This window comes from Arthrobacter sp. SAFR-044 (assembly GCF_051965175.1).
GTDB lineage: Bacteria > Actinomycetota > Actinomycetes > Actinomycetales > Micrococcaceae > Arthrobacter.
Window position 1 is genome coordinate 15,493 of sequence record NZ_JBQCMK010000006.1, and the last position, 19,991, is coordinate 35,483.

Below are 19,991 nucleotides of genomic sequence, written 5' to 3' on the forward strand. Positions count from 1 at the left end.
TACCGGCAAGGGCTACGCTTTCTCTCATGACCAAATGGGAGTACGCGACGATTCCGCTCATCATCCACGCCACAAAGCAGATCCTGGACCAGTGGGGAGACGACGGCTGGGAGCTTGTCCAGGTAGTCCCCGGACCTGACGGCAACGGCCTTGTCGCCTACCTCAAGAGGGAGAAGCAGTAGCATGAGCACCCCCGCAGAAGCCCAGTCCAGCGCCGCAACGGCGCCAGTATCCGCCGTCGAACAGCGCCTCGCGGAACTCGGCCTCACCCTCCCTGAGGTCGCCGCCCCGGTGGCCGCCTACGTTCCAGCCGTCATCTCCGGCAGCCACGTCTATACCTCGGGCCAGCTGCCGTTTATTAACGGCAAACTCGAAGCTACGGGCAAGGTATCCGCCGGCACGGAAGGGTTCGCCGACGAACCGACCGTTTCCCCCGAGGATGCCCAGCGCTACGCGGCCGTCTGCGCTGTCAACGCCCTGGCCGCCGTCAAGAGTGTTATCGGGGACCTGGACCGCATCACCCGCATCGTCAAAGTTGTGGGATTCGTCGCTTCGGACCCGTCCTTCACGGGCCAGCCCGCCGTCGTCAACGGCGCCTCGGAACTGCTGGGCCGGGTCCTCGGTGACGCCGGGCAGCACGCACGTTCCGCCGTCGGCGTTGCCGTTCTTCCGCTCGACTCTCCCGTAGAGGTCGAACTGATCGCCGAATTCAGCTAAGACCGGACACTTCCCTTGCCTCACCTCGCACGACGCCTGTTTGCACTGCCCCAGGATCTTGAAGGGGCAGCACAAAGCTGGCTCGAACACGGCGAACGGACCCCCAGGGCCGCGCGCTATGCATCATCCGTGGTCCTCCTGCGTGATTCCCCCACCGGCCTGGAGACGTGGCTGGGTTACCGGCCCGGCTCCTCGCCGCTGGGGGTCCTCGCCTTTCCCGGCGGGTCGCTTGACCCGGCCGACGACGAGCCCATGGGCTGGCTGGGTCCGTCGCCGCAGCATTGGGCTGAGCAAATGGGAATCGACGACGTCGGGCTGGCGCGGCGCCACGTCGTGGGCGCCGTCCGGGAACTCTTCGAAGAAACAGGCATCCTGCTGGCTGGTGCGGACATGTCCAGCACCGTGGAAGCCACCTCCACCTCTGAATGGATGCGTGCACGCGTGGCCGTTGCGGAACAGGAGAAGACCCTTGCCCAGGTCCTGGGCAAGCGCGGGCTCTCCCTGCGCACCGACCTGCTCAAGTCCCTGGTCAACTGGCGCAGCCCCGACTTTGCGCACCGCCGGTTCGACACGCGTTACTTTGCGGCCACCCAGCCGCTTGGCCAGGAACCGTCGCTGCTTGAGGGCAAAGGCGTCTGGGGCAGGTGGGTCAACGCCGCGCAGGTGGTCCAGGAGCGGGACACCAGCAAGCTCGGTGACGAGGCAGGCCAGGAGAACACGGTGGGCCGTCCCCTGGGCGAGCTGCTGGTCCCGGGCTCCGAGATCATGCTAGAGAAGATGGCTACCGCCAACGGCTGCATTGCCTACCTGAGCTACAAGCGGAAGCCGCACGTGTACCAGCCAACCCTGGTCGAAGAAGACGGCAGGCTGATGCTTGAAGTCGAGGCCGCCAAGACCGTGGCGGGCGACCACCAGCGCGAACGCTGATGCTTCGCCGGGCCGAAGTATAAACTCGTCACCAAAGCCACACCGGGAGCAAGGGGGCGCCTTTGCGCGCAACGGTCAAGGACGTAGCGCGCCTCGCGGGGGTTTCGCCAAAGACGGTTTCCAACGTCATGAACGGAATTGTCCCGGTCAGCGGCCCCACCAGGTTCAAGGTGGAACAGGCCATGGCGGAGCTGGATTACGTTCCCAACCTCTCAGCCCGGGGATTGCGCAACGGCAGGTCGGGCGTCATCGCCCTGGCATTGCCGGACCTGGCCACGCCGTACTCCGCCGAAATCGCCCACAGCGTGGTGGAAGTAGCCCATGAACAAGGCTGGAGCGTGCAGATCGAGGAGACGGGGTCCGATCCCACCCGCGAGTACGAATTGATGTCCCGCGCGCGGTCCAATCTGATCGACGGGCTCATCCTTAACCCGGTGGTGCTGGACGAGAGCGCCGTCAAAGTGGGCGTCTCCCTCCCTCCTGTGGTCCTGCTTGGGGAAGTGTCCCAAAAATTGGCCGACCGGGTGTGGGTGGACAGTGTCGCCGCCGCCCGGGACATGACACTGGCCCTCGGCAGGACGGGCAGGCGGCGTATCGCGGTCCTGGGAGCCGCCGAGGGCAGGGGATCGGCCGCCGCCGTCCTTCGCACCCGTGGGTACCAGGCCGCACTCGATGTACTCGGCATTCCTTGGGATGACTCGTTGATCATCCCCTGCGAAAAGTGGAGCCCCGATACTGCAGCCCGCGCACTTTCCGCTTATCTTGAGGCGCACCCGGTGCCTGAAGCGCTTTTTTGTTTCACCGATTCCATGGCCATCGGGGCCCTGAGTGTGCTGTGGAAGCGCGGCGTTCGCGTCCCCGACGACGTTGCCGTTGCCGGGTTCGACGACATCGCGGACGCGAAATACGCTGTGCCCGCACTGACAACCGTTTCCTTCGACAAGCGCCGCGTGGCCAGTGAGGCGCTGCGCCTCCTCACCGAACGCATGCAGGACCGCGGGGGCCCCCAGCGGGTGGTGGCCGTCGATTACGAGGTCGTGGAGCGGGAAAGCACGTCCGCCTAGGCACTGTCCGGGGGGCCAGCCTCCTGCCGTGAACCGAGACCGGAGGCCCACTTTTGGGAACGCTAACAATTTTTCGTTGCGGTAGCCATTACATCGATGTAATGTGAGGCGTGCGTCACACCGGGCCTGCGGGACTGCGATGAGGGACTACCGGCAGCAACGGTTGTGGCAACGGAATGACTTTCAGCGGACCCATCCAAAGGAGTGACGGGTGAAGCAGTTTGATTTTTTCGAAGGCAGGCAGCTGTCGAGGCGCGGGCTATTGTCGGGAGCCGCGGCGTTGGGAAGCGTGTTCGCCGCAGCAACCTTGTCCGGGTGCGGCGGAAATGCCTCGGCCGGGGCACCCCGGGATATCCAGTTCTGGCATCTCCTGTCCGGCGGTGACGGCATCAAGATGCAGAACATGATCAGCAGGGTGAACGATGCCAACCCCGGTTTCAAGGTGCATCCGACCGTGCTGGCCTGGGGGCCGCCCTACTACACCAAACTGGCCATGGCATCGGCCGGTGGCCGTCCCCCGCAGCTGGCCATCATGCATGCCAGCCGGGTGCCGGGCTATGCGCCGGGCGGCCTGATCGATCCATGGGACCTGGACCTGCTGTCAGAATTCGGTGTCACAGACCAGAGCTTCGCGCCAAGGATCTGGGACAAGAGCCAGAACAACGGCAAAGTCTTTTCCATCGCCCTGGATTCGCACCCCTTTGTCATGTTCTACAACCGGGACGTGGCGGGGAAGGCAGGACTGCTTGGCAGCAACGGGCAGTTGCAGGAGGCAAAGTCGCCGCAGGAATTCATCAGCATCGCGCGGGAAATGCAGAAGGTGACGCAGGCGCATGGTTTGTCCTTCGGATACCTTGGCAGCGGCTCCCAGATGTGGCGTCTCTTCTACACCCTTTACCGGCAGCACGGGGCAACCATGGAGCTGACTCCCGGCAAGCCGATGGTTGCCGACAACGAGGCCGCGGTTGAGTCCCTGGAGTTCATGACATCGCTCTTCGATGACACCATCGCGGCGCAGAGCGGCGATATCAGCACCGGAATCGCAGAGTTCGCCCGCGGCGGATCGGGCATGCTCTTCAGCGGGGTTTGGGAGCTCCCCACCTTCAAGAAGGCAAACCTGCCCGTTGACGCCGCCACCATTCCCACGCTGTACGGGACGCCGGCCGCCTACGCTGACTCGCATTCCTTCGTGCTTCCCCGGCAGCTGAATGTCGACGAAGCCAAGCGCCGCGACGTCTACAAATTCGTGAGTGACATCCTCAAAGGTTCGCTGTCCTGGGCCGAGGCAGGACACATCCCCGCCTATCAGCCGGTGGTGCAGTCCCAGGCCTACCGGGAACTTACGCCCCAGATCCATTACGCCAACGCTGCGGACATCATCGCCTACGACCCTGAGGCCTGGTTCAGCGGATCCGGCTCCGACTGGCAAACCTACTTTGCGGAGACCGTGCAAAACGTGCTCCTCGGCCGCGACAAGGCAACTGACGGCTGGGATGCCTTCGTGCGGCGCACCAACACCCTGCTTTCCCGTCCCAACCCGGTTTGAACCGCCAAGCGACACAGGAGTCCAAATGAGTTCCGTAGCAACATCACACGACAGCGAGGGGCAGGCGGGTTCGCTGCCCGGGTTGTCCCGCCAAAGAATGTCCAACCAGGCGGGGGCCGGGTCCGCCCGGTCCCGTTCCCAGGGAAGCCGGGACAACGTCAGCGGCTGGGCTTTTGCGGCCCCGTTCCTGGCCTTCTTCCTGATCTTCCTCGTCTGGCCCCTCCTTTACGGGCTGTACATGAGCCTGACCGGCAAGTCACTTACCGGCGCCAACGACAGCCTTATTGGGCTGGCAAACTACTCCGAGGCCCTCGCGGACTCCGACATGTGGCGTTCACTGGGCAACACCCTCTACTTCACCGTCATCAGCACTGTCCCGCTGGTGGTAATGGCCCTGGTCATGGCCGCCTTGGTCAACGTGGGACTGCCCGCGCAATGGCTGTGGCGGCTTTCCTACTTTGCCCCGTACCTACTGGCCTCCACAGTTGTCTCCCTGTTCTTCACGTGGATGTACAACCCCCAGCTGGGCCTGATCAACGACTCCCTGGCCAGGATCGGGCTGCCGAAAGTGGCATGGCTGAACGATCCCGGGGTGGCGATGTGGGCAATCGTCATCGCAACACTGTGGTGGACGGTGGGTTTCAACTTCCTCCTCTACCTGGCGGCGATGCAGAACATCCCCGCGCAGCACTATGAGGCGGCGTCGCTGGACGGCGCCGGCGCGTGGCGGCAGTTCTTCTCGATCACCCTGCCGCAACTGGCCCCCACCACCGTGATGATCGTGCTCCTCCAGATCCTGGCGTCGCTGAAGATCTTCGACCAGGTCTACCAAATGACAGCCGGCGGCCCCGGTGGCGCCACCCGGCCCGTGGTGCAGTACATCTTCGAGACCGGCTTCACCGGATACCGGCTTGGCTACTCCGCAGCCATTTCCTACATCTTCTTCGGACTGATCGTGGCTGTTTCGGTCATCCAGTTCCTCATCACCCGCCGCAGGAGTGCATAGCTATGGCAACTGAGACCCTCGCCCGCCCTGTTTCCTCCACTGCCACGACCACTGCCGGGGGAAGGAACGGCCGCAGGATGAGCCCGGGCCGGATGGCGGTCCTGGTGGTCGCCGCCCTCTTGGCCGTCCTCTGGATGGTGCCCTTTGCCTGGGCAACCGTCACCGCTTTCAAGAGCGAGACGGATGCCGCCGCTCCCAAGATCAGCTGGATCCCGCCGTCGGGCTTTACCGCTGATGCGTTCGTCAAGGTGTTCCAGGACGGCAACATTCCGCTGTGGACCTGGAACTCCCTGTACACCTCGGCGGCCATCACCGTGATCACGCTGGTCATTTCCGCACTGGTGGCCTACGCGCTGTCCCGCATCGACTTCCGGGGCAAGAAGGTCCTAATGACGGTGATCATCGCGTCCATCATCGTTCCGCCGCCGGTCCTGATCATTCCGCTGTTCTACCAAATGGTGGCACTGCACCTGATCGATACCTCGTGGGCCATCATCCTGCCGCAGGTCATCCACCCGGCCATGGTGTTCGTGCTCAAGAAGTTCTTCGACCAGATCCCCCGTGAACTCGAAGAGGCCGCGGTCATGGACGGTGCCAGCCGGATGCGGATCTTCCTCCAGGTGGTCCTGCCCCTGTCCCGCCCCATCCTTGCCGCCGTGGCGATCTTCGTGTTCATTGGCGCCTGGAACAACTTCCTGTGGCCCTTTATCGCCACCAACGACGGCTCCGTCCTGACCCTCCCCGTGGGACTGCAGACCATCAAGAGCGCCTACGGCATCCAGTACGCGCAGAACATGGCGTCAGCATTGCTCGCGGCCCTGCCCCTGATCGTGCTGTTCCTGTTCTTCCAGCGCCAGATCATCAAGGGCGTTGCGACGACGGGACTCGCCGGCACCTGACGCCCACCCCTACTTTCCATCACCTGCCTGACGTACAAACCAAGGAGATCGCTTTTATGTCCCGCGCCAGAATCACCCTCGACCGCGACTTCACCATCGGCGAAGTGCCCCGACGCCTTTTTGGCTCCTTCGTGGAACACATGGGCCGCTGCGTCTACACCGGCATCTATGAACCGGGCCACCCGGAGGCGGATGAAAACGGCTTCCGCCAGGACGTCCTTAAGCTCGTCAAGGAGCTGGGCGCCACCGTGGTCCGCTACCCCGGCGGCAACTTTGTCTCCGGCTACGACTGGGAAGACGGCATAGGCCCCCGCGAAGACCGGCCCCGCCGGCTGGACGGTGCCTGGCACACCCTGGAAACCAACGCCTTTGGCCTCCACGAATTCGTTGACTGGTCCCGCCAGGCCGGTACCGAAATCATGGAAGCCATCAACCTGGGCACCAGGGGAGTGGATGCCGCCCGTGCCATCGTGGAGTACGCCAACCATCCCGGCGGCACCCGCCTTTCGGACCTGCGCGCCAAGAACGGCCACAAGGACCCCTTCAACATCAAGTTGTGGTGCCTTGGCAATGAAATGGACGGCCCCTGGCAAATCGGCCACAAGACCGCGGAAGAGTACGGCCGGTTGGCCCAGGAGGCGGCCAAGGCCATGCGGTTCGTCGACCCGGACATCGAGCTGGTGGCCTGCGGAAGCTCCAACTCGAGGATGCCCACCTTCGGGGCCTGGGAACAGACCGTCCTGACCCACGCCTACGACGAAGTGGACTATGTTTCACTGCACGCCTACTACCAGGAGCATGACGGCGACGTCGGCAGCTTCCTGGCCAGCGCCGTGGACACCGACTACTTCATCGAATCGGTCATCGCCACCGCCGACGCCGTCCGGGCCAAGGGCAAGCACAAGAAGCACGTCAACCTGTCCTTCGACGAATGGAACGTCTGGTACCAGCGGGGCCTGGACACGGAGGACCAGCCGCACAACGTTTCCAAGGCCGGCTGGCGGGAGCACCCCCGGGTTATCGAGGACAAGTACAACGTGACAGACGCCGTCGTGGTTGGTACATTGCTCAACTCGCTGCTCCGGCACGGCGACCGGGTCAAGATCGCCAACCAGGCCCAGCTGGTCAACGTCATCGCCCCGATCTTCAGCGAGGAGAACGGCCCGGCCTGGCGGCAAACCATTTTCCACCCCTTCTCCCGGATGGCAGAACTGGCGAAGGGCCAGATCCTGCGGTTGTCCGTCGACTCGGACAAGTACGCCAACGCCCGGTTTGGCGACACGGACCTGGTGGATGTCAGCGCCACCTGGAACGAGGAGACGGGCCGGGTGGCCCTGTTCCTTGCCAACCGCGGGCTCGAGGAGGCGGCGGACGTGGAGGTCAGCCTGCGGGGCTTCGACGCGCAGCGGGTTGTCAGGGCGGAAGTACTGGAAATCCCTGACGGCGGCGACCGCTTCACCATCAACAACCAGCAGAATCCGGACCGCGTGGGCCTGAAGCCACTGGAGGGCGCGAAGGCGAACGGCTCCGAACTGCGGCTCAGCCTTCCTGCGTTGTCGTGGGCTGTCGTCGAACTGGACGTGGTGAAGAGCTGACCTCAAGTCCAGGCAAACAAAAAAGGCCGCCCCTCGGGGCGGCCTTTTTTATTTGGTCCTAGCGGGAGCGCTGGCGCAGGCGCTGCATGTCCAGGATGACCACGGCGCGGGCTTCGAGCCGGAGCCAGCCACGCTGGACAAACTCGGCCAAGGCTTTGTTGACGGTTTCGCGGGAGGCGCCCACCAGCTGTGCCAGTTCTTCCTGCGTGAGCTCGTGCGCCACCAGGACGCCGTCCGTGGCGGGGCGTCCGAAGCGGTCCGCAAGGTCCAGCAGGGCCTTGGCAACGCGGCCCGGGACGTCGGAGAAGACGAGGTCCGAAAGGGAGTCGTTGGTGCGGCGCAGGCGGCGGGCCAGGGCCTGCAGCAGCTGGGCTGAAACCTCGGGGCGGGTGCGCAGCAGGGCGTTCAGGCTCTCGTTCTTGAGCCCGGCCAGCCGGGTTTCGGACACCGCGGTGGCGGTGGCCGTGCGGGGGCTGGGGTCGAACAGGGCCATCTCACCGAAGAGCTCACCCGGGCCGAGGATGGCCAGGAGCGACTCGCGGCCGTCCGGGGACGTGCGGCCCAGCTTCACCTTGCCGGAGACGATGAAGTACAGCTGGTCACCCTGGTCACCTTCGCGGAACACTGATGCGCCACGGGACAGGTCCACCTCGGTGAGCTCGTCCGTCAGCAGCCGGAATGCGTCGTCGTCGAGCGTGGCGAAAAGGGGTGCTCGGCGCAGTACCTCGATGTCCATGAAATCTCCTGAGTAAAAGTATCGGCTGTGGGCGCTTTTGCCATTGTTTCAGAATTTTCAAGGTTCTGTGACGAACTTGGCACGGGAAACACCTGCAGGCCGCCCGCGGCCGGTCCGCGGGAGGCCCCTGCACCCCACAGAAGATTGTCAGCGCCCGCCACTAGAATGGGGGTTCAACTGTAAATAAGGAGCCTTTGTGGTCGGCCTGACTGTCCTGGACATTGTCCTGATCCTGGCGCTGCTGTCGTACCTGGTCTACGGCCTCCGCAACGGGTTCCTGGTCACGGTCGGTGGCCTTGCAGGCTTTGCTGCCGGCGCCATCGCGGCTTTCTTCGCCGTCCCCCTCGTCAGCACCTTCGTTGAGGACTCCGGGTGGAGGCTCACCGCCATCATCGCTGCCGCCGTCGTCCTGATGGCACTGGGCCATGGCCTGGGAACCACGGTGGGGCGCCAACTCCGCGGCGTGGTGCGGATCCGGCCGCTGCGTGCGGTGGACCGGCTGGTAGGCGGGGCGCTGAACCTGGTGGTCTCCGCCCTGGTGATGTCCATGCTGGCATTCAGCGTCAGCTCCCTCGGCGTGCCCGTGGTGTCCCAGCAGCTGGCCGAATCCAAGGTAATCCGCTTCATCGACGGGCTCACTCCTACGCCGGTCAAGGCCACCATGGCGGAGCTGCGGTCCACGGTGATCGGCAACGGCATCCCCACCCTGCTCGAAGGGCTGGACCAGGGCCAGGCAGTCCAGGTGCCCAACACCAGCACTAACACCCCCGCGCTCAACAGGGCTGCCCAGTCCGTCCTGCGGATCGCCGGGACGGCCTATGAGTGCGGCCAGAACCAGACCGGCAGCGGCTTCGTCGTCTCGGAAGACCGCGTGGTAACCAACGCGCACGTGGTTGCGGGCGTGTCGCAGCCCGTCGTGGAAATGCCCGACGGCGGCGCGATGCCCGGACGGGTGGTCTACTTCGACACCCGGCGCGACCTCGCGGTCCTGGCTGTGGACAACCTGCCGTCGCAGCCGCTGCAGCTGAGCCGGGACCTGCCCGGCGGCAGCCAGGCTGCGTTCGCCGGGTACCCCCATGGCGGGCCGTTCCAGTCCAAGCCCGCCACCGTCCAGGACATTGCCACCGTCCTGGTCCCTGACATCTACGGCAACAATCCCTCGCCGGAGGACATCTACCGGTTTGCCGGGGACGTCCAGCCGGGAAATTCCGGTGGCCCGTTGCTGACCACCGGAGGCCAGGTGGCGGGGGTGATCTTCGCCAAGGCAACCTCGGATGCCGAGGTGGGGTTTGCCATCACCATGAATGACTTGGATCCTGTCGTGGAGCAGGCGCCGTCGCTGTCCTCGCCCGTTTCCTCGGGGCAGTGCATCCAGAAGTAGTCTGCTACAGGACCTCGGCCAGGTAGTCGATGGCGAGCTTGTAGCCGAACACGCCGGCGCCCACGATCACTGCCGCGCAGACCGGCGACAGGTAGGAGTGGTGCCGGAATTCCTCCCGCTGGTGCACGTTGGTGATGTGGACTTCGACGGCGGGCAGCTGCACTGCGGCAAGGGCGTCGCGAAGTGCCACGGAGGTGTGCGTGAAGGCGCCGGCGTTCAGGACGATTCCCACTGCCGCGCCCCGCGCTGCGTGGATGGCGTCCAGCAGGACGCCTTCATGGTTGGACTGGACGCACTTCACGGCGAAGCCATGGTTCTTCCCGGCGGCCGCAACCAGCTGTTCCACGTCGGCAAGGGTGGAGGTGCCGTACTTTTCCGGCTCCCGTGTACCCAGCAGGTTCAGGTTGGGGCCATTGATCACAAGGATGGTGCCGCGGCCGGCTTCGACAGTGGAGGAGGCTTCAGTCATGCCTGCAAATCTATCGGTTGGCCCTGCCCGCCGCGCATTCTTACGTTGGCACACCCCATCGATTGCTGAGTACTTGTCGTTGTGAAGCTCGAAAACGACAAGTACCCAGCAATGGATTAGAGGGCGGTGACCTTCAGCAGGACTGCGTGCTCCGGGTTGAGGATGGGCATGGGCAGCCCTACTTCTGCCAGGAACTTGCCGTTGGCCGCCGCGCCTTCGGCCAGCCATGCAGGCGGCTGGACCTGCGTGAACGTGTGGGCGTAGTCGGCGTCGTCCACAGTGGGGAAGACCGCCTCCACCCGGTAGGAGCGCCCGGCGTCGAGCCCCGGGATGCCGATCCTGCCGGGGGCCTCTGCGGCCGAGGTGCGCGTGCTGACCAGGGCGAACAGCGCCGCCGTCGTTCCTTTCTGCACTTCAATGCCGTCCCCGGCAGGTTCAGCTGCCACCACGCCGTGCAGCAGCAGTGACTCGTCCGCGGGGTCGGCGTGGACCCGGCGGCCGCTGTGGATCAGGTCCCGGTGCTCCTTGTACAGGCCCACGATGCGCCGAAGTTCCTCGCGGTCCTTGCCCTCGACGCCCCGGATGTCCCACTCCATGCCGAAGTGCCCGAACAGCGCGGTGATGGCGCGGAAGGACAGGTCGTGGGTGCGGGCCGTGGTGTGCGAGGTCGTGGGCCCGATGTGGCTGCCCACCAGTTCGGGCGGAACCACGGCACCGGTCCAGCGCTGGATGGTCTGCCGTTCCAGCGCGTCGTTGCAGTCGGAAGCCCAGACGCGGTCCGTCCGTTCCAGGATGCCAAGGTCAACCCGTGCCCCCCCGGAGGAGCAGCTTTCGATTTCCACACCGGGGTGTGCCTTCTTGAGCTCGTCAAACAAGCGGTACGCGGCCAGGGTCTGCGCGTGCACCGAAGCCCGGCCGGCGTGGCCGTGCTCGGCCAGGTCGCGGTTCTGGTCCCACTTCAGGTAGCTGATGTTGTTGGCGGCCAGGAGCGCATCAATCCGGTCAAAGACGTACTGCCACGCCTCGGGATTCACCAGGTCGATGACGTGCTGGTTGCGCCACTCCAGGGGCAGCCGGCCGCCGTCCTTGTGCGCCGCGGCGGACGGGCCGACAATCCAGTCAGGGTGCGCGCGGGCGACGTCAGAGTCAAGGTTCACCATTTCCGGTTCCACCCAGAGACCGAACTCCATGCCGCGCGAGGTGACAGCCTGGATCAGCGGGGTGAGGCCGTCCGGCCAGACGGTCTCGTCGACATACCAGTCGCCCAGCCCGGCGTGGTCATCGCGGCGGCTGCGGAACCAGCCGTCGTCGAGCACGAAGCGCTCCACCCCAAGGTCGGCCGCGGACTCCGCCAGTTCGATCAGCGTGTCCAGGTTGTGGTCGAAGTACACAGCCTCCCACGTGTTCAGGACCACCGGACGCGGTTTGCCGGCAGGCAGGCCGGCGGACGCGGCGGGCAGGACGTGGTGCGGGCGGGAGCGGAACCAGCTGTAGAACGCCTCGGTGATGCCGTCCAGGCCGCGGTCCGAGTAGGCGGCAAAGAGTGCCGGCGTGGTGTAGCTGCCACCCGGTTCCAGGGTGACCTCCGCTGGGCCCAGTAGCTCCGAGCCGCCGATCATGGTCCGGCCGTCACCGATAGTGTCAGCGAACTGTTCGTGGTTGCCGCTCCAGGCCAGGTGCGTCGCCCAGACTTTGCCGTGCCGGTTGCCGAAGCCCTGGGTGCCGGCGGCGAACAGCAGTGAGGAATCGTGGCCGGTGCGGCCGTGCCGGCCGGTCCGCACCCAGGTGCCCTGCTGGATCCGGTGCCGCTGCGGGTGGCGTTCCCGGCACCAACGCCCGGTCAGGTCCAGGAGTTCGACGGCGTCCGGCGCCACGGGCAGGACAGTGGCCAGTTCGTCGACCTGGAAAGCCGTGGTGCCGTCATTGGTGACGGTATGGCGCAGTTCCAGCAGGCCGCCGGGGTGCAGCGCCAGATGCGATGAGACACTCAGGCCCGCGTCGCCGTCGGCCTGCACGATGGTGGCCGTGGCACCCTCGGCGGTCACGGACGTGATTCGGAGGCGGGACGAGAAATCGAAGCCGGCGCCGTCGGCGGTGATGCGATGGCCGCGCAGGGCCGGCCGGCCCCGCCAGGCGGAAGCGGCCGAGGGGAGGAGTCCGGCGGGAACGCGGGCGTCAATGGAGGAGTGTCCCACAGGGGCGGCCAGGATGGCGAGGTCCGGCACATCTGCTCCGAGGTCGGCGCCCCAGTGGATGACTTCGGCCTCCCCGCTGTCGAAGCTGACCAGCAGGCTGGTGCCGGCGGAACGGAGGTACAGGGGGTCCATAGGAAAGTCTCTCTTCGTGATGGTGCTGTGCGCGGTTGGTAAAGGATGATGGCCGGATGCCGCCGCCGCGAGGAGGGGGCGGCATCCGGCCGGGTGGCTGCGACCACATACGCAGCCACGTGCGGGGGGCTACTTGAACAGGGCGTTGACCTGGTCGTTGGCGGCCGTGAGGGAGCTCGCCGGGGCCTTGCCGGAGACCACCGCGTCCATGGCCGGCTTCATGATGCCGTCAACCTTGGCCGCCTTGTCAGCGATGGGGAAGAGGAAGGTGGTGCCGTCCTTGACCTGCTGGCTGAACGGGGTCACGTCCACGCCCTTGGCCTTGAAGGCTTCCACGGCCTTGTCGGCGGAGGACTTGATGGCGGGGAAGACGACGGCCTTGGCGGCCACGACGTCCTGGCACGCGGTGGAGCCCAGGTATTCGACCCACTTGGTGGCGGCCTCAGGCTTCTTGGTTCCGGCGTAGATGGAGTCCGCCAGCCCGTTGTACATGCTTGAGCGCTTGCCGTTCACGCCCGTAGGCGTGGGGGCGATGCCGACCTTGATGTCCTTGTAGCCGGTGTACTGTCCGATCATCCAGGACCCGTTGGCGTTGATCACCGACTTGCCGGCGGCGAAGGTGTCCGCCATGCTGGCGCCCACGGTGGTTTCGAGCTTGGGCATGTAGCCCTTCTCCACCAGCCCGGCGAACCAGTCAATGCTCTGCTGGAACTTGGGGTCGTCATAGTTGAAGTGCTTGCCCCAGGGGTTCTTGTCCGTGTGCGTCCACCCGGTGGTTCCCGTGAGGTAGCTCCACTCGGTCTGCCCCTGGCCGGAGCCGGATCCGTTAAGTCCGAGGCCGTAGACTGCAACGTTGTTCTTGTCGAAGCCGGGCTCGTCGCCGCGCTTGCCGTTCTTGTCCACGGTCAGGTGGGCGATGGTCTTTTCGTACGTGCCGCCGTCCTGGGGGTTCCAGGTCAGGGTGGCCATCTGTTCCGGGGTGACGCCGGCGTCTGCGGCCAGTTTGGTGTTGTAGAAGAGGCCGATCGTGTCCCAGTCCTTGGGGAGTCCGTAGCGCTTGCCGTCCTCGCCCACCCAGAGGTCTGCCAGGCCGGAGTTGTAGATTCCCGTGTCGATGTTGTCCTTCTTGGCGGCGTCATCCAGGGCGAGGATCTGCTTGTTCTTGACGAACTCGGGGTACTTGGCCAAGTGGTCGGTGAAGACGTCCGGCGCGGTGCCTGCGACGAAGCCGTTGGTAAGGGTGCCCCAGTAGTCGTCCCAGCCGCGCTGGGTGACCTTGACGGTGATGTCCGGGTTGGCCTTGTGGAAGTCGTCGGCGCACTGCTTGTAGGCCGGGAGCTGGTTGGCGTCCCAGAGCCAGTAGTTGATTTCGCCCTTGCCGGCCTCGGCGGAGCCACCGCTTCCGCAGGCGGAGAGTGCCAGGACGGCGGCCGCGGCTGCAGCAAGGGAACCGAGTGCTTTCTTCTTGTTCATGGGGGTCCTTTCAGGGTGTACTTCCGGGCGCGCCGCCATGGCGCGTGGAGGAGAGGAGTTGCGGGTGTTGCGGAGAGGGAGTTACTTGATGCCGGAGAAGCCGATGGAGTTGACGATTTTCTTGCCGAAGGCGGCGAACAGGATCAGGACCGGAAGGGCCGAAACCAGGGTGGCCGCCATCAGGCCGGACCAGTCCGGTGCGCCCTGGGGCGACTGGGACTTGAAGACGCCCAGGCCCACGGTGAGGACGCGGACGGACTCGTCCTGGCCTACCAGCAGGGGCCAGAAGTATTCATTCCACTGGCCGATGAAGGTGAGCAGGGCCAGTGTGGCGAGCGGGGCTGCGGCGTTGGGCAGGATGATCTGGAAGAAGATCCTGAGGTGCTTGGCGCCGTCGAGCATTGCCGCTTCTTCGACTTCGCGGGACATGTTCAGGAAGAACTGGCGGAGGAAGAAGATGGCGAAGGGGGTCATGAAGATATAGGGCAGCACCAGGCCCACCATGGTGTTCAGCAGGCCCAGGTTCTTGATGAGCAGGAAGTTGGGCAGGGCCGTGAAGATGGGCGGCACCATCATGGTGGCCAGGAACAGGCTGAACACCGCGTTCCGTCCCCGCCAGCGAAGCCGGGCGAAGGCATAGGCCGCCATGGCGCTGAAGAATACGGCCCCCGTGGTGGTGATGGAGGCGAAGAGTACGGAGTTGCGGAGGTAGCTCCAGAAGTCGATCTGGGCGCCGGAGCCGCCCTGGGCCACCGCTTCCTCCGGCGACTGCAGACCGAAGACGCGCTGGAAGGCGCCCAGGTTGAAGTCTGCGGGAAGCAGGTTGGTGGCGTTGGACGCCAGTGCCCCGTTGGTTGACAGGGCAGTCCGCAGGACCCAGTAGAACGGGAGGACGGACACGGCGACGGCGACGGCGACGAGGGCCCAGGCGCCGGCACGGCGCCAGTTGAACGGACGACGCCGGGTGGCCGGCAGGGCGGGAGTGGAGAGTTTGGCGGTGGTCATGGGTCGTCCTTAGTCCAGGTCCGATTCATTGCCCTTGAGGAACTTCATCTGGATGAAGGCCACCAGGGCGAGGATGACGAAGAGGATGACGGCCAGGGCAGAGCCGTAACCGAAGTCCGATTCCGTGAAGGCCTTTTGGTAGATGTAGAACTGCAGTACGCGGCTGGCGTTGACCGGGCCGCCCTGGGTGGTGACGGCGACGGTGTCGAAGACCTGGAAGGAACCGATGATGGTGACGATCAGGACCAGGGCCAGGACCGGGCGCAGCAGGGGCAGGGTGATCTTCCGGAACGTCTGCCACGGCGAGGCGCCGTCCAGGTTGGCAACCTCGTAGACATGGTGGGGGATGGCCTGCAGGCCGGCGAAGATCAGCAGCGCGGTGTAGCCCATGTGCCGCCACGTGTTGATCAGGGCCTGCGTGGGGATGGCCCATTCCTCGCTGCCGAAGAAGGCGACCTTGGGCATGCCCAGGGCATCGATGAAGTAGTTCACGATGCCGATCTGGTAGTCCAGCAGCCAGAACCAGAGCAGCGCGGCGATCACGTTGGCCATCAGGTAGGGGAGGAGCAGGGCCCCCCGGATGAGCGTTGACTTGGCCACCCGGTGCATCAGGAGGGCCAGGCCCAGGGCCAGCGCGGTCTGCAGGACGATGTTGATCAGGACGTACTGCGAGGTGACGGCCAGGGCATTCCAGAACAGCGGATCCTTGGCGATGGCCTCATAGTTGGCCGTGCCGATCCATTGGGGGTCGCCGAGGATGCTGTACTCGGTGAAGCTGAGGTAGATGCCGCGAAGGGTGGGCACCAGGTAAAAGACGATAAATCCGATCATTGCGGGGGCGATGAAGAACAGTGCGATCTTCAGGTCGCTTTGTCCCCGGCGCTTCAGTGGCCGGTGCGCCGCACGGGCTCCCGGGCTGGCGTTCCTGGTAAGGGTGGTCATCGTCGACCCTTTCCTGAGTGTGATGGAAGTAACAAGCTGGAAGTAATCTACACGAGTAGATTCCAGCCCGCAATACCCTTTCTAAGTGTTTCAAGGTCGAGTGTTTTACGCCATTTGCTGGATGTTGACTCGAGTAGATACAGGTGAAACACTCGGAGAAACCTCAATCGGAAGGCAAACAATGACGTTCTCCATTGGCATCGTGGGCGCAGGCCAGTTCGGCTCCCAGTTCGCCCACCTCTTTAACCTGCATCCCGGCGTAGATTCCGTTTACGTGGTGGACGAGCGCACCGACCGGGCCGCCGAAGCTGTTGAGCGGTACCACCTGGCAGGGCAGAAAGCGGACTTTGACCACCTGCTTGCCTCCGACGTCGACGCCGTGGCCATCTTCACCCAGCGCTGGACCCACGGTCCGCTGGTGGAAAGGGCGCTGCGCGCTGGCAAGCACGTCTATTCGGCAGTGCCCATGGCCATCTCAGAAGAGGAAATCGAGCGCATCATCGTTGCCGTCCGCGAGACCGGGAACGTCTACATGATGGGGGAGACCAGCTACTACAACCCCGCCACCGTCTACGCACGCCAGCAGCACGCCGCCGGCAAGTTCGGGCGGATCTTCTACTCGGAGGGTGACTACGTCCACGACATGGACCTGGGTTTCTACGATGCCTACCAGTACAGCGGCGGCGAGCACTGGAAGGAGACGGCGAGCTACCCGCCCATGCTTTACCCCACCCATGCCATCGGCGGTGTGCTCGGCGCGGTCCCGGCGCACGCCGTCAGCGTCAGCTGCGTCGGGGTCAGGGACCAGCGGAACGACGGCGTGTTCGACAAGGACGTCAGCATGTTCGGCAACGACTTCTCCAACGCCACGGCACTCTTCGAACTGAATGACGGCGGAGTGATGCGCACCAACGAGATGCGCCGGGTGGGTTACCCCTCCCACATCCGCGAATCCCGGTTCCGTTTCTTCGGCACCGAGGCCAGCTTCGAACAGCTCGCCAAGGTCACGGTATGGCAGGACAAACAGAACGTCCACGACATCTCCGAACAAATGGAAACCCGGCCCAGCATGTCCCTGGACGATCCGTCCCTGGCCAACGTCGCCCCGGAACTCCGGGACGCCTTCGTGTCGGGACTCTCCCCGGTGCACGAGCACGACGCAGGGCGGCTGCCTGCGGAGTTCCAGGGAGCGCCCAACGGACACGAAGGCAGCCACCATTTCCTGGTGGACGACTTCGTCACCGCGGTGAACAACCGGACTCTGCCCCCGGTGAACGCCTGGGTGGCGGCACGTTTCACCCTTCCCGGGATTGTGGCCCACGAATCGGCCCGGCAAAACGGCGCCCGGCTGCACATCCGCGACTTCGGCGATGCCCCCGCCGACTCGTAGTTAGCATGGACACCATGACATCTCCGGCAATAAAGGCTCCCCGCGGGGGTCCCGTGACGCGCAAGGACGTGGCGCGCTATGCCGGCGTCAGCACCGCCGTCGTCAGCTACGTGGTCAACGGCGGCCCCAAGAAGGTGGCGCCCGCCACCGAGGCAAAAGTCCAGGACGCCATCCGTGTGCTCGGATACCGGCCCAATGCGGCCGCCCGGGCACTCAAGCTGGGTTCAAGCGAGACCCTGGGGCTCATCATCCCGGACAATACAAACCCTTTCTTCTCCCTGCTCGCCCATGCTGTCGAGGATGCGGCGGCGGACCTGGGGTACGCCCTGGTCCTCAGCAATTCAGACGGGAACCTGGCCAAGGAGCGGCGCAACATCCGCAACCTTGCCGCCCGCCAGGTGGATGGAGTGCTGCTGGCCAGTGTCCTTTTTGAACCGGACCTCGAAGCGCTTGAAACGGCGGACATCCCTGCGGTACTGCTGAACCAGGAACGAGACGCCCCGGGTTTCAACAGCATTGGGGTTGACCTGGCTGCGGGGGCCCGGATCGCTGTTGAGCACCTCATCAGCCATGGTCACACCAACATTGGGCTGGCCATGGGCACCAACGTTTCCGGCAGCATGGATGGCCGTGAGGTGGGCTGGCGCCAGGCGTTGCAGGCGGCGGGGCTGCAGGAAGGACCTGTCGTGTACAGCGGATTCACCTGGCCCGGCGGCTATTCCGCAGGCCAGCGCCTGGTCGCCTCGATTAACAGGCCAACAGCCATTTTTGCGACGTCGGACACGCAGGCAGTGGGTCTGCTGCGGGCTGTCCATGAGGCAGGCTTGGCAGTCCCGGGGGATATCGCCGTGGTGTCCTTCGATGGATCGATTGAAGCCGAATACTCCTGGCCACCCCTGACCACGGTGGAGCAGCCCGTGGCGGCAATGGCGGAGGCGGCCGTGAACGCCCTGGTGGAAGCCCGGCGCGGGGGAAAACCGAAACACGCCATCTTCCCCACCAAGCTTCACGTCCGCCAGTCCTGCGGCTGCCCTTAAACCAAAAAGACACCATCCCCGCCGGCCGCGGGGATGGTGTCTTTCTTGGTGGGGGAGCACTTCCCCCATGGAGAGTCCTGCAGTTACTCCTTGACGGGGATGGACTGCGACTTCAGAGCTTCGATGGTCTTCTTCTGACCGTTCTTGAGGGCATCCAGAAGCGTACCGTTGCCGCCCGTTGCCTTGCCGAAACCGTCTGAAACGTCGGTGTAGGTCTTGGTCATGGTGGGCCCCCAGGTGAAGTTCGGGTTCACGTTTGCGGATGCGTCGGCGAAGACGTCGTAGATCTTCTGGCCGCCGAAGTAGTCCACGCCGCCGGAGAAGGAGTCCAGGTCCTTGGCCGATTTCGCCGCAGGGTAAAGGCCGCCGAGCTTGTTGGCCAGCGCCAGCGCTTCAGGATCGGTGTTCAACCACAGTGCGAACTTGGAAGCCTCGTAGGGGTGCTTTGAGCCCTTCAGGACTGCCGTGGAGGAACCTCCCCAGTTGCCTGCGGCCTTTCCGCCGGCTTCCCACTGCGGCATGGGGGCAACCGCCCACTTCCCGGCCGTATCAGGCGCTCCGCTCTGCAGGGTCGAGGCGCCCCAGACAGCAGAAACCCAGGTCCACTGCTGGCCCTTGTTGAAGGAGGCATTCCACTCATCGGAGAAGGATGGCAGGGTGGATACTTCGCCCTTTTCCAGCAGCTTCTGCCAGTAGTTGGCCACCTTCTCGGACTCCTTGCCGGTCAAATTGACCTCCCACTTGTCGTTGGCGTTCGAGAACCACTGTCCTCCCGCCTGCCAGACATTGCCGGCGAACCAGTTGACGTCGCTGCGCGGGAAGTTGGTGATGTAGGAGCCGCGGGCCTTGATCTGCTCCGCAGCCGCAGCGTATTCGTCCCAGGTGGTGGGGACCTTGATGCCCGCCTCCTTGAACAGGTCGGCCCGGTAGAACATTGCCATCGGGCCGCTGTCCTGCGGAATTGCGTACACGGCCTTGTCTTCACCGAACGTGACCTGGCCCCAGGTCCAGTCGACGAACTTGTCCTTCGCGCCGGTTACCCCCTCACAGGCCGCAATGTTCTCCAGCCCGTCCTGGACCCGGAAGTTCGGCAAGGCGTCGTATTCGATTTGGCCCAGGTCAGGGGCGTTGCCGGCCTGGAGTTGGTTGAAGAAGTTTTGGTACGTGCCCGAGTTGCCGTTGGGGCCCGTCTGGACCTTCACCTTGATGTCGGGGTGGTCCTTGTTCCAGAGGTCCACCACCTTGTCCATGCCGGGTACCCAGGTGGTGAACGACAATTCAACCGGCCCGGAGGAGGGCTTGCAGGACGTGTCCTGGGACGCGGAGGTGCTTTCGCCGCTTGAGCAGCCCGCAAGGGACAGCGCCGAGACTATGGCAAAGGCGGCAGTGGCTTTTCCGTAACGCACGCGCATTTCTATTCCTTATTGGTGGGGTGGGTGTACCGGGGCGGGGCGCCGCGGGACGTGTAATGGGGGGA

At 64.8% G+C, this 19,991-nt stretch carries 18 protein-coding genes; 11 read left to right on the forward strand and 7 right to left on the reverse strand.

The window, feature by feature from the left end; all coding sequences use genetic code 11:
• Positions 1-26 precede the first annotated feature (26 nt).
• The 8 genes from ACTHQS_RS10675 to arfA all read left to right on the forward strand — a co-directional run bounded on the left by ACTHQS_RS10675 (position 27) and on the right by arfA (position 7,754).
• Positions 27-182, forward strand: coding sequence for a DUF4177 domain-containing protein (locus ACTHQS_RS10675; protein WP_003797879.1), 156 nt, complete (start codon positions 27-29; stop codon positions 180-182).
• 1 nt (position 183) lies between these two features.
• On the forward strand, positions 184-717 hold the full coding sequence (locus ACTHQS_RS10680; protein WP_440168499.1) for a RidA family protein: 534 nt from the start codon (positions 184-186) through the stop codon (positions 715-717).
• 15 nt (positions 718-732) lie between these two features.
• Positions 733-1,644: an NUDIX hydrolase gene (locus tag ACTHQS_RS10685; protein WP_440168501.1), complete on the forward strand. Its 912-nt coding sequence runs from the start codon at positions 733-735 to the stop codon at positions 1,642-1,644.
• A gap of 62 nt (positions 1,645-1,706) precedes the next feature.
• Positions 1,707-2,708 carry a LacI family DNA-binding transcriptional regulator gene (locus ACTHQS_RS10690; RefSeq protein ID WP_440168503.1) on the forward strand — a complete coding sequence of 334 codons (1,002 nt, stop codon included), beginning with the start codon at positions 1,707-1,709 and terminating at the stop codon, positions 2,706-2,708.
• Positions 2,709-2,919: 211 nt separating this feature from the next.
• Entirely contained in the window at positions 2,920-4,254 is a 1,335-nt protein-coding gene (locus ACTHQS_RS10695) for an extracellular solute-binding protein (RefSeq protein WP_440168505.1), read from the forward strand.
• A 97-nt stretch (positions 4,255-4,351) separates the two neighbouring features.
• Positions 4,352-5,260: a carbohydrate ABC transporter permease gene (locus ACTHQS_RS10700; RefSeq protein WP_440169083.1), complete on the forward strand. Its 909-nt coding sequence runs from the start codon at positions 4,352-4,354 to the stop codon at positions 5,258-5,260.
• Between the two features lie 2 nt (positions 5,261-5,262).
• The gene (locus tag ACTHQS_RS10705) at positions 5,263-6,159 is read left to right on the forward strand and encodes a carbohydrate ABC transporter permease (RefSeq protein WP_440168507.1); all 897 of its coding nucleotides are present in this window, start codon (positions 5,263-5,265) and stop codon (positions 6,157-6,159) included.
• A gap of 56 nt (positions 6,160-6,215) precedes the next feature.
• Complete coding sequence (arfA, locus tag ACTHQS_RS10710; protein ID WP_440168509.1) at positions 6,216-7,754, forward strand: arabinosylfuranosidase ArfA; 1,539 nt, start codon at positions 6,216-6,218, stop codon at positions 7,752-7,754.
• Positions 7,755-7,812: 58 nt separating this feature from the next.
• Here the strand turns inward: arfA and ACTHQS_RS10715 are convergent, their stop codons facing one another.
• Positions 7,813-8,490 carry a Crp/Fnr family transcriptional regulator gene (locus tag ACTHQS_RS10715; protein ID WP_011775987.1) on the reverse strand — a complete coding sequence of 226 codons (678 nt, stop codon included), beginning with the start codon at positions 8,488-8,490 and terminating at the stop codon, positions 7,813-7,815.
• A 196-nt stretch (positions 8,491-8,686) separates the two neighbouring features.
• On the opposite strand from ACTHQS_RS10715, the gene ACTHQS_RS10720 reads away from it, so the two are divergent.
• Positions 8,687-9,871 (forward strand): MarP family serine protease, encoded by a 1,185-nt coding sequence (locus tag ACTHQS_RS10720; protein ID WP_440168512.1) that lies wholly within the window; start codon positions 8,687-8,689, stop codon positions 9,869-9,871.
• 4 nt (positions 9,872-9,875) lie between these two features.
• On the opposite strand, the gene aroQ is transcribed toward ACTHQS_RS10720, so the two are convergent.
• The 5 genes from aroQ to ACTHQS_RS10745 all read right to left on the reverse strand — a co-directional run bounded on the left by aroQ (position 9,876) and on the right by ACTHQS_RS10745 (position 16,087).
• Positions 9,876-10,340: a type II 3-dehydroquinate dehydratase gene (gene aroQ / locus ACTHQS_RS10725; protein WP_440168514.1), complete on the reverse strand. Its 465-nt coding sequence runs from the start codon at positions 10,338-10,340 to the stop codon at positions 9,876-9,878.
• Positions 10,341-10,456: 116 nt separating this feature from the next.
• Positions 10,457-12,667 carry an alpha-galactosidase gene (locus ACTHQS_RS10730; RefSeq protein ID WP_440168516.1) on the reverse strand — a complete coding sequence of 737 codons (2,211 nt, stop codon included), beginning with the start codon at positions 12,665-12,667 and terminating at the stop codon, positions 10,457-10,459.
• 129 nt (positions 12,668-12,796) lie between these two features.
• On the reverse strand, positions 12,797-14,140 hold the full coding sequence (locus ACTHQS_RS10735; RefSeq protein WP_440168518.1) for an ABC transporter substrate-binding protein: 1,344 nt from the start codon (positions 14,138-14,140) through the stop codon (positions 12,797-12,799).
• Between the two features lie 81 nt (positions 14,141-14,221).
• Positions 14,222-15,145, reverse strand: a complete 924-nt coding sequence (locus ACTHQS_RS10740) for a carbohydrate ABC transporter permease (protein WP_440168520.1) — start codon at positions 15,143-15,145, stop codon at positions 14,222-14,224.
• A gap of 9 nt (positions 15,146-15,154) precedes the next feature.
• On the reverse strand, positions 15,155-16,087 hold the full coding sequence (locus ACTHQS_RS10745) for a carbohydrate ABC transporter permease (RefSeq protein ID WP_440168522.1): 933 nt from the start codon (positions 16,085-16,087) through the stop codon (positions 15,155-15,157).
• A 181-nt stretch (positions 16,088-16,268) separates the two neighbouring features.
• Between ACTHQS_RS10745 and ACTHQS_RS10750 the strand changes: the two genes are divergently transcribed.
• Positions 16,269-17,477: a Gfo/Idh/MocA family protein gene (locus tag ACTHQS_RS10750; protein WP_440168524.1), complete on the forward strand. Its 1,209-nt coding sequence runs from the start codon at positions 16,269-16,271 to the stop codon at positions 17,475-17,477.
• Positions 17,478-17,491: 14 nt separating this feature from the next.
• Entirely contained in the window at positions 17,492-18,514 is a 1,023-nt protein-coding gene (locus ACTHQS_RS10755; RefSeq protein WP_440168526.1) for a LacI family DNA-binding transcriptional regulator, read from the forward strand.
• A gap of 83 nt (positions 18,515-18,597) precedes the next feature.
• On the opposite strand, the gene ACTHQS_RS10760 is transcribed toward ACTHQS_RS10755, so the two are convergent.
• Entirely contained in the window at positions 18,598-19,926 is a 1,329-nt protein-coding gene (locus tag ACTHQS_RS10760; protein WP_440168528.1) for an ABC transporter substrate-binding protein, read from the reverse strand.
• Between the last annotated feature and the right edge of the window lie 65 nt (positions 19,927-19,991).

Bases quoted from the DNA above. Each gene is read 5' to 3' on its own strand.
- ACTHQS_RS10745 (WP_440168522.1), bottom strand. From the start codon at position 16,087: ATGACCACCCTTACCAGGAACGCCAGCCCGGGAGCCCGTGCGGCGCAC.
- ACTHQS_RS10700 (WP_440169083.1), top strand. From the start codon at position 4,352: ATGTCCAACCAGGCGGGGGCCGGGTCCGCCCGGTCCCGTTCCCAGGGA.
- aroQ (WP_440168514.1), bottom strand. From the start codon at position 10,340: ATGACTGAAGCCTCCTCCACTGTCGAAGCCGGCCGCGGCACCATCCTT.
- ACTHQS_RS10705 (WP_440168507.1), top strand. From the start codon at position 5,263: ATGGCAACTGAGACCCTCGCCCGCCCTGTTTCCTCCACTGCCACGACC.
- ACTHQS_RS10730 (WP_440168516.1), bottom strand. From the start codon at position 12,667: ATGGACCCCCTGTACCTCCGTTCCGCCGGCACCAGCCTGCTGGTCAGC.
- ACTHQS_RS10680 (WP_440168499.1), top strand. From the start codon at position 184: ATGAGCACCCCCGCAGAAGCCCAGTCCAGCGCCGCAACGGCGCCAGTA.
- arfA (WP_440168509.1), top strand. From the start codon at position 6,216: ATGTCCCGCGCCAGAATCACCCTCGACCGCGACTTCACCATCGGCGAA.
- ACTHQS_RS10715 (WP_011775987.1), bottom strand. From the start codon at position 8,490: ATGGACATCGAGGTACTGCGCCGAGCACCCCTTTTCGCCACGCTCGAC.
- ACTHQS_RS10750 (WP_440168524.1), top strand. From the start codon at position 16,269: ATGACGTTCTCCATTGGCATCGTGGGCGCAGGCCAGTTCGGCTCCCAG.
- ACTHQS_RS10740 (WP_440168520.1), bottom strand. From the start codon at position 15,145: ATGACCACCGCCAAACTCTCCACTCCCGCCCTGCCGGCCACCCGGCGT.
- ACTHQS_RS10760 (WP_440168528.1), bottom strand. From the start codon at position 19,926: ATGCGCGTGCGTTACGGAAAAGCCACTGCCGCCTTTGCCATAGTCTCG.
- ACTHQS_RS10735 (WP_440168518.1), bottom strand. From the start codon at position 14,140: ATGAACAAGAAGAAAGCACTCGGTTCCCTTGCTGCAGCCGCGGCCGCC.
- ACTHQS_RS10755 (WP_440168526.1), top strand. From the start codon at position 17,492: ATGACATCTCCGGCAATAAAGGCTCCCCGCGGGGGTCCCGTGACGCGC.
- ACTHQS_RS10675 (WP_003797879.1), top strand. From the start codon at position 27: ATGACCAAATGGGAGTACGCGACGATTCCGCTCATCATCCACGCCACA.